Origin of the sequence: Erythrobacter sp. WG, assembly GCF_026586795.1 — a bacterium.
Taxonomy (GTDB): domain Bacteria; phylum Pseudomonadota; class Alphaproteobacteria; order Sphingomonadales; family Sphingomonadaceae; genus Erythrobacter.
In genome coordinates, this window is record NZ_JAPFGY010000031.1 from 1 (window position 1) to 14,097 (window position 14,097).

At 70.1% G+C, this 14,097-nt stretch carries 9 protein-coding genes; 8 read left to right on the forward strand and 1 reads right to left on the reverse strand.

What is annotated here, in order from left to right; genetic code table 11:
* Window positions 1–292: 292 nt before the first annotated feature.
* From OPU67_RS13885 to OPU67_RS13900, 4 genes are all read left to right on the forward strand, one after another.
* Complete coding sequence (locus tag OPU67_RS13885) at window positions 293–949, forward strand: DUF1826 domain-containing protein (protein WP_267620642.1); 657 nt, start codon at window positions 293–295, stop codon at window positions 947–949.
* A 56-nt stretch (window positions 950–1,005) separates the two neighbouring features.
* Window positions 1,006–3,138: a S46 family peptidase gene (locus OPU67_RS13890; RefSeq protein ID WP_267620644.1), complete on the forward strand. Its 2,133-nt coding sequence runs from the start codon at window positions 1,006–1,008 to the stop codon at window positions 3,136–3,138.
* A 351-nt stretch (window positions 3,139–3,489) separates the two neighbouring features.
* On the forward strand, window positions 3,490–4,491 hold the full coding sequence (locus OPU67_RS13895; RefSeq protein WP_267620646.1) for a glucokinase: 1,002 nt from the start codon (window positions 3,490–3,492) through the stop codon (window positions 4,489–4,491).
* On the forward strand, window positions 4,488–7,256 hold the full coding sequence (locus tag OPU67_RS13900; protein WP_267620648.1) for a phosphoenolpyruvate carboxylase: 2,769 nt from the start codon (window positions 4,488–4,490) through the stop codon (window positions 7,254–7,256). Before OPU67_RS13895 ends, OPU67_RS13900 begins: the two co-directional genes overlap by 4 nt.
* A gap of 145 nt (window positions 7,257–7,401) precedes the next feature.
* Here OPU67_RS13900 and OPU67_RS13905 read toward each other — a convergent pair whose 3' ends face one another.
* A complete protein-coding gene (locus tag OPU67_RS13905; protein WP_267620649.1) occupies window positions 7,402–8,421 on the reverse strand; it encodes a LacI family DNA-binding transcriptional regulator in 1,020 nt (339 codons plus the stop codon).
* A gap of 137 nt (window positions 8,422–8,558) precedes the next feature.
* On the opposite strand from OPU67_RS13905, the gene OPU67_RS13910 reads away from it, so the two are divergent.
* From OPU67_RS13910 to eda, 4 genes are all read left to right on the forward strand, one after another.
* Window positions 8,559–9,974: a sugar MFS transporter gene (locus OPU67_RS13910; RefSeq protein ID WP_267620652.1), complete on the forward strand. Its 1,416-nt coding sequence runs from the start codon at window positions 8,559–8,561 to the stop codon at window positions 9,972–9,974.
* A gap of 91 nt (window positions 9,975–10,065) precedes the next feature.
* Window positions 10,066–11,505, forward strand: coding sequence for a glucose-6-phosphate dehydrogenase (gene zwf / locus OPU67_RS13915; RefSeq protein ID WP_267620654.1), 1,440 nt, complete (start codon window positions 10,066–10,068; stop codon window positions 11,503–11,505).
* A 162-nt stretch (window positions 11,506–11,667) separates the two neighbouring features.
* The gene (gene edd, locus OPU67_RS13920; RefSeq protein ID WP_267620656.1) at window positions 11,668–13,470 is read left to right on the forward strand and encodes a phosphogluconate dehydratase; all 1,803 of its coding nucleotides are present in this window, start codon (window positions 11,668–11,670) and stop codon (window positions 13,468–13,470) included.
* Window positions 13,470–14,078 carry a bifunctional 4-hydroxy-2-oxoglutarate aldolase/2-dehydro-3-deoxy-phosphogluconate aldolase gene (gene eda / locus OPU67_RS13925; RefSeq protein WP_267620658.1) on the forward strand — a complete coding sequence of 203 codons (609 nt, stop codon included), beginning with the start codon at window positions 13,470–13,472 and terminating at the stop codon, window positions 14,076–14,078. Before edd ends, eda begins: the two co-directional genes overlap by 1 nt.
* The last annotated feature ends 19 nt before the right edge of the window (window positions 14,079–14,097 follow it).

The following is a 14,097-nucleotide window of genomic DNA, read 5'->3' on the forward strand; positions in this document are numbered from 1 at the left end:
GCTGCGGTCGGCGCCGGGGTCGCCCCCTCGCCGCCTTCGCCGCCCGCCTCGCCGCCGCTGCACGCGGCGAGCAGCCCGCCCGCAAGCGCCGTGCCGAGGCCGAGCTGGGTCCAGATCCTGAGGGTGCTGTTCATCGGAGACGGTGTCCTTGTGCAGGGAAATGCGTGGGGCGCTCCTTGGCCCAGATGATAATCGCTCGCAAGAGCCTTTTGAGGCCAGAGCCTTGCCACCCCGTCGCTCTAGCGATAAGGGATGATACAACATTACGTTATTTTCCGGGAACACCCAACCCATGGCCACCCTGCTGGACCCCTCTGCCACGATCAGCGAGAATTCCGGGGTGCTCCGGCGAATCGCCGATCCGGATTGCAGCCTCGCGGTCTGGCGCCGCGCGCCCTTCGCCGACTTCGCGCCGCTGGTGGAGGGGACGCCCCACGACCTGCGCTTCACGGCCGAGCCCGAGGGGCTTGCCGACCGGCTCGCCGCGGAGCTCGCGGCGGGTGGTTTCGGCGGCGGGGCGGCGCTGCACCGCGCGCTCGCCGAGGACACGGCGGGCCTCGCGCGGCTGTTCTGCGATGCGCTCGCGCTCGCACGCTTCGAGCTGCGGCTCGAGGTGGTGCGCAGCGATTCCTGCCGCAAGTTCCACGCCGACTATGTCACCGCCCGGCTCATCACCACCTATGTTGGCGAAGGCACGGACTGGCTCGACCATGCGGACGCCGACCGGGTCGCCGCGGGGGAGGAGCCTTTCCGCATCAACCGCCTCGACGCCTTCGATGTCGGCCTGTTCAAGGGCAAGCTCGGCGCGGGTCGCCCGGCGATCCACCGCTCGCCGCCCATCGTCGGCACCAGGGGCGGCGCGCGGCTGCTGCTGGTGCTGAACCCCGATGCGGCGGCGATTGCCGGAACGTCGCATTCGCCCCTTCCGCCGCCCCGCCATCTCGCCTAACACGCGCGCCATGCGCCAAGCGGCGCGTTCAATGCCTTGAGAGAGGGTACCCGACGATGAAGAAGTTCCTGCTGGCCGGGGCGTCCGCCCTGATCGCCGCCCTGCCGCACGCCGCCATGGCAGACGAGGGGATGTGGTTGCCGAGCCAGACCGCCGCGATCGCCGAACAGATGAAGGCCGCCGGGCTCGAGCTCGATGCCAAGACCCTGGGCGACCTCCAGCGCCCGCCGCTCACTGCGATCGCCTCGCTGGGCGGCTGTTCGGCCGCGTTCCTCTCGCCCGAAGGCCTGGTGGCGACCAACCACCACTGCGTGGCGGGATCGCTCCAGTACAATTCCTCGCCGCAGAACGACTACCTCACCAACGGCTTCCTTGCGAAGACGCTGGCGGACGAACTGCCTGCCGCGCCCGGTAGCCGGGTCTACGTGATCGAGGACCTGCGCGATGTCACCGCCGCCATGCTCAAGGGCGCCGAGAAGCTCGATGGGCGCGCCCGCTATGACCGCCTGCAGGCCAACCGCACCGCGCTGATCGAGGCGTGCGAACGCCAAGCCAACCGCCGCTGCGACGTGCGCGCCTATTTCGGCGGGGCGCAGTACTGGCTCCAGCAGCAGCTCGAGATCAAGGACGTGCGGCTCGTCTATGCGCCGGCCGGCGGGGTCGGCAATTTCGGCGGCGAGAAGGACAACTGGATGTGGCCGCGCCACACCGGCGACTTCTCCTTCTACCGCGCCTATGTCGCGCCCGACGGTTCCTCGGCGACCTTCAGCAAGGACAACGTGCCGTTCAAGCCCAAGGCCTGGCTGCCGATCGCCAAGCAGGGCGTCAAGGAAGGCGATTTCGTGATGGTCGCGGGCTTCCCCGGCGTGACCGAACGCCTGCGCACCGCCGAGGAGGCGCGCTTCTACTACGAGGAACTCTACCCCTATCAGCAGAAGATGCTCGCCACCTATGGTGACCGCATCGACGAGCTGACCGAGGGCAATCAGGCGGCGACCATCGCCTATGCCGCGACGCTGCAAGGCGTGGAGAACTACGAGAAGAAGATCGCCGGGCAGCTTGCCGGGGCCGACGCCATTTCGCTCGTCGCCAAGAAGCAGGCCGAGGAAGCCGCCTTCCGGGCGTGGATCAAGGCTGATGCGGGGCGCGAGGCGAAGTACGGCGCGGCGCTTGCCGAGCTCGACCGGCTGGTGCTCGAGAGCGACAGCACCGCGCTCGCCGACGCCAAGAAGGGGATGCTCGCGCGCGGCCAGCTCTACGGCGCGGCGCGCACGCTCTACCGCTGGGCACTCGAGCAGGCCAAGCCCGAGAAGGACCGCGAGCCGGGGTATCAGGAGCGCGACCGCACCTTCATGACCCAGCGGATGCAGATCATCGAGCGCCGCTACGTGCCCGCGATCGACCAGGCGCTGTGGGCGGACGGCATCGCCGAATACCGCACGCTGCCGGCCGAGCAGCGGATCAAGAGCTTCGATGCCTTCATGGAAGGCCGCGACCTTGCCTCCTTCTATGCCGCAACCGAGCTCGGCAACACCGCCAAGCGCATGGAGTGGATGGGCAAGTCGCCGGAGGATTTCCGCGCCTCGAGCGATCCCTTCATCCGGCTCGCCGTCGCCACTTCCGATGAAGCGCTGGCAGGCGAGGCGGCCGACAAGGCGCTGTCGGGCAAGGTCCAGAAGGCCCGCTCGGCGGTGATGGAAGCGCGGCTCGCCTATGCCGCCTCGCAAGGCCGGGCGATGTACCCCGACGCCAACGGCTCGCTGCGCTTCACCTACGGCAAGGTCACCGGCAAGAAGGTCGACGGACAGGTCTGGACGCCCTTCACGACGGCGGAAGGTCTCCTCGCCAAGCACACCGGGCGCGGCGAATTCAACGCGCCGGCCAAGATGATCGACCTCATCAAGGCCAAGGACTATGGCCGCTATGCGGCGGCGGAACTGGGCACGCTGCCGGTGGACTTCATGTCGACGGTCGACATCACCAACGGCAACTCGGGCTCCTCGACGCTGAATGCGAAGGGCGAGTTCGTGGGCCTTGCCTTCGACGGCACGATCGAGGGCGTGGTCAGCGACTGGATGTACGATCCGGCGATCAACCGCACGATCCACGTCGACAGCCGCTTCATGCTGTGGACCATGGAGAAGGTCGACGGGGCGCAGCGCCTGCTCAAAGAAATGGGCGTCCAGTAAACGGCTGGGGGGCCGCGCATCCTCTCCGGCTGCAGCGCCGGAGGGGAGCGGGGGGCTCGGCCCGGAGGGCCTCGCGCGTGGCCGCTGGCGGGGGCCCCTCCCCCTGCCCCCTCCCCGGCGGGGAGAGGGTTCGCGCGCTTGCGCCGCCGCCCCGGGCTTAGAACCGGGGCTGCACTTTTCGGTCCTCGCTAGCTCCCTCCATCGGAGGCCGGCTAGGCCTCGGACCCGGCGCAGGCAGGCGCTGCTCGTCCTCGGCGCGGCACCGCAGATCTGAATAAGTATGCGGCGCGTGGGAATTTCGCGTGCCGCCTGCTAGGCAGCTGGCTCAGGATCGGCGAGGGGATGGTGAGCATGGCGCGCGACGTGGTGGTGGTCGATATCGGCGGGACCCATGCCCGCTTCGCGATTGCCGCGATCCTTCCCGACGGGACGATCCAGCTCGGCGAGCCCGAGACGCTCCACACCGCTGACCATGCCAGTTTCCAGACCGCCTGGGAGGCCTTCCGCGCGCGCAAGGGCGGTGCCTTGCCCCCAGCCGTCAGCATGGCGATTGCCGGACCGGTCGGCACGCCGGGCAATCCCAATCCCGTGATCCGCTTCACCAACAACCCGTGGATCATCCGCCCGGCGCTGATCCCGGAGAAGCTGGGCGTTGCCGACTACACCCTCGTCAACGATTTCGCCGCCGTCGCCCATGCCGTGGCGCGCGCCGACGACAGCCAGTTCCTGCACCTTGCCGGACCCGATGCGCCCCTCGGGCGCGAGGGCACGATCAGCGTGATCGGGCCGGGGACCGGATTGGGGGTCGCGCACCTTTACCGTTCGGGCGAGCATTACCGCGTGCAGGCGACCGAAGGCGGGCACATCGACTTCGCCCCATTGGACAGCATCGAGGACGCGATCCTCGCCCGCCTGCGCCGCCGCCACAACCGCGTCTCGGTGGAGCGCGTGGTCGCCGGCCCCGGCATCGTCGACATCTACCAGGCACTCGCCGCGCTCGAGCACCGCACCGTGCCCGAGCGCGACGCGGTCGAGATCTGGACCCTTGCGGCAGGCGGCGAGGATTCGCTCGCCGCCGCTGCCGTGGACCGCTTCTGCCTTGCGCTGGGATCGGTCGCGGGCGACCTTGCGCTGGCGCAGGGCGGCTTTGCGGGCGTGTGCATCGCCGGGGGGCTCGGCTATCGCATCCGCGAGACCCTGCTGACCTCGGGCTTCGCCGCGCGCTTCAAGGCCAAGGGGCGTTTCGAGAGCCTGATGGCCTCGATACCGGTCAAGCTGATCGTCCACCCGCAGCCTGGCCTGTTCGGCGCGGCGGCGGCCTTTGCCGCCGAGCACCCGGCGGCGGCGACATGAGGAGCCTCGCGGACCTCGAATCCCGGCTCGGCGCGCTCCACGAGCGGACCCGCGAGACGCCGCTGTTCAACCCGGTGTTCCAGCTTTCGCTCGACATCTCGCGGGCGCTGGAAGGGGGCGGGGTCAGCCTCGATGACCTTGCCGCGCTGGTGGCGGGACTCGAATGCGACGGACTCAAGGCCCGCGCGAACCGGTTGCGCGCGCTGGTGACGCCGCAGGCCCCGCCCGCGCCGCTGGCCGCAGAAGGGGAGGATTTCGAATGCTTCGCCGCGCGCTGGGAGCGCCCGCAGCTGCACGCGGTCTTCACCGCGCACCCGACCTTCCTCCTCACGCCGGCGCAGAGCGCGGGCGTCGCAGCGGCAGCCTCGGCGCCGGGCGCGGTCGACGACACGGTCTGCGCCGTTCCGGCCGACCGCACGGCGGTGACGCTCGAACACGAGCACCGCGCCGCGATGGCGGCGATGGCCCGCGCGCAGGACGCCCGCGATGCGATCGTCGCCCGGCTGCTCGGGGAGGCACGCGAGCGATGGCCCGAACAGTGGCGCACCCTGCGCCCCCTACCGTTCCGCTTCGCCACCTGGGTCGGCTACGACATGGACGGGCGCACCGACATCGGCTGGCACACCTCGATCGGCTTCCGCCTCGCCGAGAAGGCCGAGCGACTGGCCCGCTACACCGCGAGCCTCGAGGTGCTGGACGCAGGCCACCTGCTGCTCGATACCCTGCGCCCCGCTGCCACCTTCGCCGCCGCGCGGGCGGAGGACTTCGCGGCCGACCTCTCGGGCGCCGAGGCGCTGGCCGCCGCCGCCAACCGGCTGACGGCGCATAGTCCCGACAACCTCCTCACCCTTGCCCCGATGATCGCCGCACTCGAGGGCGAAGCGGCAGACGCACCGCCGGAGCGCGCCGCCCGCCTTCTCACCCTCGCTGCCGCGATGCGGGCGGACGGATTGGGCATGGGCTGGATCCACTTCCGGGTGAACGCCAAGCAGCTTCACAACGCGGTGCGCCGCCGATTGGGCGAAGATGCCGAGGTGCTCGACCTCGCCAGCAAGGGCGCGATTGCGACCCTGCGCAAGCTGGTCGAGGAAGCGCGCCCGCTGCGCACCAACTTCGCCGCGCTCGCCACCGAAAGCTCGACCGCGATCCGCCAGTTTCTCGCCATGGCGCAGATCCTCAAGCATATCGATGCCGACGCGCCGATCCGGATGCTGGTGGCCGAGTGCGAGCAGCCTGCAACGGTGCTCGCCGCGCTCTATTTCGCCAAGCTGTTCGGGGTGGATGAGAAGGTCGATGTCTCGCCCCTGTTCGAGACCGAGACCGCGCTCGAACACGGCGGGCGTTTCCTCGATGCATTGCTCGCCGAGCCCGCCTACCGCGCCTATGCCCGCGCGCGGGGGCGGGTCGCGGTGCAGACCGGGTTCTCGGACGCCGGGCGCTTCGTCGGTCAGGTGCCCGCCGCGCTCGCCATCGAGCGCCTCCAGGGCCGGCTCGCCGAGGCGATGGCGGCGAACGGCCTCGGCGATGTGGCGGCGCTCGTCTTCAACACCCACGGCGAAAGCATGGGTCGCGGGGCGCACCCGGCTTCGCTGAAAGACCGGCTCGAATGGCCGCTCTCCCCATGGGCACGGCGCAGGTTCGCCCGCGCCGGGATAAGGCTCGAGCCAGAGGTCAGCTTCCAGGGCGGCGACGGCTACCTGTTCTTCGCCACGCCCGAACTGGCGCTCGCGACGCTCAGCCGGATTGCCGAGGCGCGCCCGGCGGAGGCCGACACGCAAGCCCCGGCCGATCCCTTCTATCACCGCACCGATGTGAGCCTGGACTTCTACCGGGCGGTGAAGGAGCATCAGGGCGATCACCTCGCCAGCCGCACCTATGCCCGCGCGGTGACGGCCTTCGGGCTGGGGCTCCTGAACCCCACCGGCAGCCGCGTCTCGCGCCGCCAGAGCGACATCAGCGCCGACCGCGAGATGAGCCTCAGGCAGATCCGCGCGATCCCGCACAACGCGATCCTCCAGCAACTGGGCTACCCCGTCAACGTCATCGCCGGGATCGGCAGCGCGGCCGACGGGAACCGCGAGGAGATCGCTGCCTTGCTTGCGGAATCCCCCCGCGGGCGGCAGATCATGCGGCTCGTCAGGGCCGCCAATGCGCTCGCCAGCATCAAGACCGTCGCGGCCTATGGCGAGCTGTTCAATTCGGCCTATTGGGCGAGCCGCACCTATCGCGGCACCGAGGACCACCTCGCGCCCGCCTGCGCGGCGCTGGCCGAGTATCTCGTCGGCGACGATCGGACGGGGGTGTTCCGCCGCCTCGCCTCGCGCCTCAGGATCGATGCGCTGAAGCTGCACCGCCTGCTGGCGCTCCTGCCCGGCGAGAGCGGTGCGGGCGAGGCGCGCGAGCAGGTGCGCCGCCGGATCGGGGTGCTCCAGGCGCTGCGGCTGGCGCTGCTCCAGCATATGCTGCTGAAGATCGTCGCGGTCCCGGCCTTCAGCCGGGCGAACGACATCAGCCGCAGCGACGTGATCGAGATGGTGCTGACGCTGCGGGTGGAGGAAGCCCTCGCCCAGCTGCGCCGCGCCTTCCCGGTGCGCGTCCCCGGCCCGCGCGATTTCCCCCTGGACGAGCCGAGCGACTACCCGGACGGCGGCGAGGAAGGCTACGGCGCCTACGAGCGCGACTTCATGACGCCCATCGCGCGGGCGCAGGCGCTCTCGCTGCGCATTGCCACCGCCATCGCCAACGAATTCGGCGCGCACGGGTAATCCTCCCCTTCAGGGGAGGGGGACCGCGACCCGCAGGGTCGGGGTGAAGAGGCGCGCTCGGCTGATCGAAACTTCACGGGTTCGGAGCAGCGGCGCGTGCCCCTCCACCATGCTGCGCATGGTCCCCCTCCCCTGAAGGGGAGGATTACCTTGCCGTGCTTCCCCGCGCGATCAGCTTGACCGGCACGCGGCGGCGGGCGGTGTCGCCTTCGTCCAGCACCGCCTCGACCAGCGCGGCCCCCGCCTCGGCCGGGTCGGGGGCGATGGTGGTAAGCGGCGGGCGGCTGAAGCGGCCCGCGACGAGATCGTCGAAGCCCATCACCCCGATCTCGCCGGGCACCGCCATGTCGGCGGCGGCAAAGGCCTCGAGCGCGCCCAGCGCCATCGCGTCGCAGGCGGCGAAGACCGCGTCGACGCTCTCCCCGCGCTCGATCAACCGCCGCGCCGCGCGGCGGCCCTCCTCCTCGCGGGTGGGGGCGTTGACGGTGGGGGCAAGGCAGGGTTCGAGACCCGCCGCCCGCATCCCCTCGGCATAGCCCTCCCAGCGCTCGGTGAACTGCACCTGCGGGGTGTTCAGCGCGCCGAGGAAACAGGGGCGCTTGTAGCCGGCGGCCAGCAGATGCTCGACCGCCAGCCTCCCGGCCGCACGATTGTCCGAGCGCACCCAATCGAGATCGTCGAAGGGCGAACCCCAGTAGGCGACGCGGCGCCCCTCCGCGTCGAGACCGCGGAAATGCTCCCAGGCGGCCGCATTGGTGGTCGTGCCGATCACGATCAGCCCGTCCGCGCGGCCCTGTTCCTGATGGTGGCCGAAGAATTCGCCCTCGCGCGACTGGAAGGAGACCAGCGTCTCGAACCCGCGTTCGGAGGCGGCGACGCACACAGAACCGAGCAGGGCATAGGCGAAGGGATTGATGCTGGCGGCGCTGTCCCCCTCGCGGCAGATCACCACCACCGCCAGCGTGCCGGTCGATCCCCGGCGCAGGCGCGCGGCGCGCTCGTCGACGAAATAACCCAGCGCCTCGGCCGCGGCGATGACCTTGCGGCGGGTCGCCTCGGCGATGGCGGGCGATCCCGACAGGGCACGGCTGACCGTCGGCTGGCTCACGCCGGCCCGCTCCGCCACATCGAAGGATGTCGGCCGTCTGCGCGTTCCCGAGGTCATGCCGCCTCTCTACGGCCTGTGGACACCGCCGCGCAAGGCGGGGATGCATTGCTATTCACTCTGGCCATGTCGCAGCCGCTCGCGCAAAGCTGCGGCCGAGGACGGCCCGGGAGACGGGTCGCAGGGGAGAGAGACGAATGGCCATCGCACCGGCGCCTGCGCGCCTGACGGACCCGCAGGCAAGCGACGATGATGCGCCACAGGTCGATGCTCCGGGCCTCAACTACTTCGTCTTCGCGCTGTTCTTCATCTTCGGCGGCATCACCTCGCTCAACGACGTGATCCTGCCCAAGCTGAAGGAGCTGTTCACGCTGAACTACACCGAGGCGATGCTGGTGCAGTTCTGCTTCTTCACCGCCTATCTGCTGATCGGCATTCCGGGCGCGGAGCTGGTCAAGCGGGTGGGCTACATGCGCGGCGCCGTCGTCGGCCTGCTCACCATGATGGCGGGCTGCCTGCTGTTCATTCCCGCTAGCCAGACCGCCACCTACGGCCTGTTCCTCGCCGCGCTGTTCATCCTCGCAAGCGGGGTGGTGGTGGTGCAGGTGGTGACCAATCCGCTGATCAGCCTGCTCGGCCCGCAGCGCACGGTCCACAGCCGCCTCACCTTCGCGCAGGCCTTCAACAGCCTCGGCACCACGATCTTCCCGGGGGTGGGCTCGGGCCTCATCCTCGGCGGGCTGGCTGGCGTCTCCGCCGCGCAGCTGAGCGGCGCCGAGCTCGACGCCTACCGCACCGCAGAAAGTGCGGCGATCGTATCGACTTATATCGGCCTCGCGGCCGCGCTGGCGGTGATCGCGTCGGTGGTGTGGGTCTATCGCAACGAGCTGCCCCACGATGCCGGCGCGCAGCGGGAGGCCGCGCTGACCACGCCGGGCCGCTATGCCGCGGGGCTGGTGCCGATCGGGCTCGGCGGCTGGCTGGTCATCAACGGCAGCGAGCTGCCCGGCGCGGCGCTGCTCGTCGGCGGGCCGGCGGTCTGGCTGTGGGGCAATGGCCTCCTCACCCGCACCCGCTTCACTTTCGGCGCGGCCTGCATCTTCCTCTATGTCGGCGCCGAGGTCGCGATCGGCTCGCTGATCGTGAACTACCTGATGCAGGAGGGCGTGATGGGCCTCACCGAGCGCGGGGCGGGCGACATGATCTTCCTCTACTGGGGCGGCGCGCTGGTCGGCCGGCTGATCGGCTCGGCCGTGCTGCGCGTGGCGAGCCCGGGCCTCGTCCTTGCCGGCGCGGCGACGGGCGCGATCGCGCTGGTGCTGGTCTCCACCGGGACGAGCGGCGCGGTCTCGGGCTACAGCCTGCTGGCGGTCGGTCTGATGAACGCGATCATGTTCCCGACCATCTTCAGCCTCGCCTGCGAGAAGCTGGGCGCGCGCGCGGCGGACGGTTCGGGGATCATCAACATCGCCATCGTCGGCGGCGCGATCATCCCGCTGTTCACGGGGATCATCGCCGATGCGAGCGGGAGCCTTGCCGTGGCGCTGGCGCTGCCGGTCGCCTGCTACGCGATCATCGGCGCCTTCGGGGTCTACGCCAGAAGGCCCGCGTAAGCTGCGGCCCGGCTTGAATAAGTATGCGCCGGGGTGGCAGGGTGAGGCCGGGGGGCCTAGGTAGGGCCCGCAAGACAAGGGGCCTTCGCGCATGAGCTTCACCGCTGACCGTCTGCTGCTGTTCGGGGCCACCGGCGACCTTGCCCAGCGGATGCTCCTCCCCAGCCTCTTCGCGCTCGATGCCGACGGTCTGCTCGCCCCCGATCTCAAGATCGTCGGCACCGCCCGCAGCGCCATGAGCGATAGCGAGTACCGCAATTTCGCCCGCGCCGCGCTGGAAAAGCACCTGCCTGCCGAGCGGCGCGGCAAGATGGCAGGGTTCCTCAATCGTCTCAGCTACCAGACCCTCGATGCCACCACGCTCGAGGGCTATGATGACCTCGCGACCAAGGTCGGCCGGCCCAAGCGCGGCCTCGCGATTTTCCTGTCGACCGCGCCCAGCCTGTTCGAGCCGACCATCAAGGGGCTGCAATCGGCCGGGCTCACCGGCCAAGAGGTGCGGATGTGCCTCGAAAAGCCGCTCGGCACCGATCTTGCCACCAGCCGCGAGATCAACGACGCGGTCGCCGCCGCCTTCCCGGAGGCCCGCATCTTCCGCATCGACCACTATCTCGGCAAGGAGACGGTGCAGAACCTTCTGGCGCTGCGCTTCGCCAACCTCATGTTCGAGCCGCTGTGGAACGCGGCGCATATCGACCACGTGCAGATCACCGTGGCCGAAACCGTGGGTCTGGAGGGCCGTGTCGCCTTCTACGACGATGCCGGCGCGGTCCGCGACATGGTGCAGAACCATATGCTCCAGCTTCTCGCACTGGTCGCGATGGAGCCCCCGGCCCACTTCAACGCGACCGCGGTGCGCGACGAGAAGGTCAAGGTGCTGCGCGCGCTGCGCAAGGTCGCGGCCGGCGAGACCGTCACCGGGCAATACCGCGCGGGCGCGATCGGCGGGCAGGCGGTGCCGGGCTACGACGAGGAGCTGGGCAAGGACAGCGCCACCGAGACCTTCGTCGCGATCAAGGCCCATGTCGACAACTGGCGCTGGAAGGGCGTGCCCTTCTATCTGCGCACCGGCAAGCGGATGCCGCGCCGGGTGACCGAGATCGTCATCCAGTTCGCCTGCGTGCCGCATTCGATCTTCGCGGGGAGGGGCGCGACAATGCAGCCCAACCGGCTCGTGATCGGCATTCAGCCGGAGGAGAACATCACGCTCTCGCTGATGGCCAAGGTGCCGGGGCTGGACCGCGATGGGCTGCGCCTGCGGCAGGTGCCGCTCAACATCGCCATGCCCGATGCCTTCTCGGGCGCGGTGCGGCGGATCGCCTACGAACGCCTGCTGCTTGATCTCGTCGAGGGCGACCAGACCCTGTTCGTGCGCCGCGACGAGGTGGAAGCGCAGTGGGAATGGGTGGACGCGATCCGTGCCGGCTGGGAGGCGGAGGGTCTCTCCCCCAAGGCCTACACCGCAGGCACCTGGGGCCCGAGCGCAGCGATCGCGCTCGCCGAAAGGGACGGAGTGACGTGGCATGAGTGAGAGCGACCTCATCCTCCCCGGAACGGGGAGGGGGACCACCCGCAGGGTGGTGGAGGGGCGGGCAACCGCAATCCGCAAGCTGATCCAGCGGGGCGCCGCCGCTCGCCCCTCCCCCCCGACCCTGCGGGTCGCGGTCCCCCTCCCCTTGCAGGGGAGGATCGCATGAACGACACCCTTCACCGCGTGACCCAGCGCGTCATCGAAAACTCGCGGGCGTCCCGGCAGGCCTATCTCGATCTCATCGCCCGCGAGGCCGACAACCTCGGCAAGCGCCCGGCGGTGTCCTGCTCGAACCTCGCCCACGCCTATGCCGGCACCGGAGACGACAAGGCGGCGCTGGTGGCGGCGAGCGGCCCCAACATCGGCATCGTCACCGCCTACAACGATATGCTCTCGGCCCACGCGCCCTACTATCGCTACCCCGAGCGGCTCAAGATCTACGCCCGCGAGGTCGGCGCGACGGCGCAGGTCGCGGGCGGCGTGCCGGCGATGTGCGACGGGGTAACGCAGGGCGAGACGGGCATGGAGCTCTCGCTGTTTAGCCGCGATGTGATTGCGCTCGGCACCGCGGTCGCCTTGAGCCACGCGATGTACGAGGGCGCGCTGATGCTCGGCATCTGCGACAAGATCGTGCCCGGCCTCCTGATGGGCGCGCTGCGTTTCGGGCACCTTCCCACCATCTTCGTTCCCGGCGGACCGATGCCGACCGGCATTCCGAACAAGGAGAAGCAGCGCGTCCGCCAGCTCTACGCCGAAGGCAAGGCAACCCGCGCCGAACTGCTCGCCAGCGAGATGGCGAGCTACCATTCGGCGGGCACCTGCACCTTCTTCGGCACGGCGAATTCGAACCAGATGATGATGGAGATGATGGGGCTGCACATCCCCAACAGCGCCTTCATCAACCCCGGAACGAAGCTGCGCCAGGCGCTGGACCGCGCCGCCGTCCATCGTGTCGCCGAGATCGGGCCGGGCGGCAACGACTACCGGCCCTTGGGGCATTGCGTGGACGAGAAGGCGATCGTTAACGCTGCCGTCGGCCTGCTGGCGACAGGCGGCTCGACCAACCACGCGATCCACCTGCCCGCCATGGCCCGCGCGGCGGGGATCATCCTCGACTGGAACGACCTTTCGGAGCTGTCGAGCGCCGTCCCGCTGATCGCGCAGATCTACCCCAACGGCTCGGGCGACGTGAACCACTTCCACATGGCCGGCGGCATGGGTTTTGTCGTAGGCGAGCTGCTGGAAGCGGGCCTCGCCCACCCCGACATCCTCACCGTCGGGCGCGGCGGGTTCGCCGATTACGCGAAGGAACCGGGGCTGGAGGGCGACGACCTCATCTGGCGCGAAGTGGGCGAGGCGGGTGACGAGACGATGCTGCGGCCCGTAAGCAACCCCTTCAAGGCGGACGGGGGGATGCGCCTCCTTCAGGGCAACCTCGGGCGCGCCTGCTTCAAGGCCTCGGCGGTGGACGCCGCGCGCTGGACGGTCGAGGCGCCGGCCAGAGTGTTCGACGATCAGGCGGCGGTCGCGCAGGCCTTCAAGGCGGGCGAACTCGATCGCGACGTGGTGGTGGTGGTCCGCTTCCAGGGCCCGCGCGCCAACGGGATGCCGGAGCTCCACAAGCTGACCCCGCCCTTGGGCGTGCTCCAGGATCGCGGGCACAAGGTCGCGCTGGTCACCGACGGGCGGATGTCGGGCGCATCGGGCAAGGTCCCGGCGGCGATCCACTGCACGCCCGAGGCGCTCGGTGGCGGCCCGCTGGCGCGGCTGCGCGACGGGGACGTCGTGCGTGTCTGCGCCGTGACGGGCGAACTTTCGACCACCGCCGACCTCGAAGCCCGCGAGCCCGCATCCGAACCGCGCGCCGAGCTCGGCACGGGCCGCGAGCTGTTCGGGATGTTCCGCCGCTTCGCCGACGGGGCCGAACGGGGCGCGAGCGCGATGCTGGCGATGGGAGACCTGTGATGACCATCGACGCCATCATGCGCATCGCGCCCGTGATCCCCGTGATCGTCATCGAGGAGGAGGCCCACGCTGTCCCGCTCGCCGAGGCACTGGTGGCAGGCGGATTGCGGGTGCTCGAAGTCACCCTGCGCACCCCGGCGGCGCTCGGGGCGATCCGGGCGATGAAGCAGGTCGAAGGCGCGATTGTCGGGGCTGGGACGGTGACGAATCCCCGCGATCTCGACGCGGCGCTCGAAGCCGGTTCCGAGTTCATCGTCTCGCCCGGCCTCACCGAGACGCTCGGGCGCGCCGCTATCGCCAGCGGCGTGCCCTTCCTCCCCGGCATCGCCAATGCGGGCGACATCATGCGCGGGCTCGACCTGGGGCTCGAGCGCTTCAAGTTCTTCCCGGCGATGGCAGCGGGCGGCCTCCCGGCCTTGAAGGCGCTGGCGGCGCCCTTCGGCAATGTCCGCTTCTGCCCCACCGGCGGGATCAGCCTCGCAAACGCGCCGGAATGGCTGGCTTTCGATCCGGTGCTGTGCGTGGGCGGCTCGTGGGTCTCGCCCAAGGGCGCGCCGGACCGGGCGGCGGTGGAACGGCTGGCGAAGGAGGCATTCGCGCTGCGGTGACATCTTCTCCCCCTCCCCT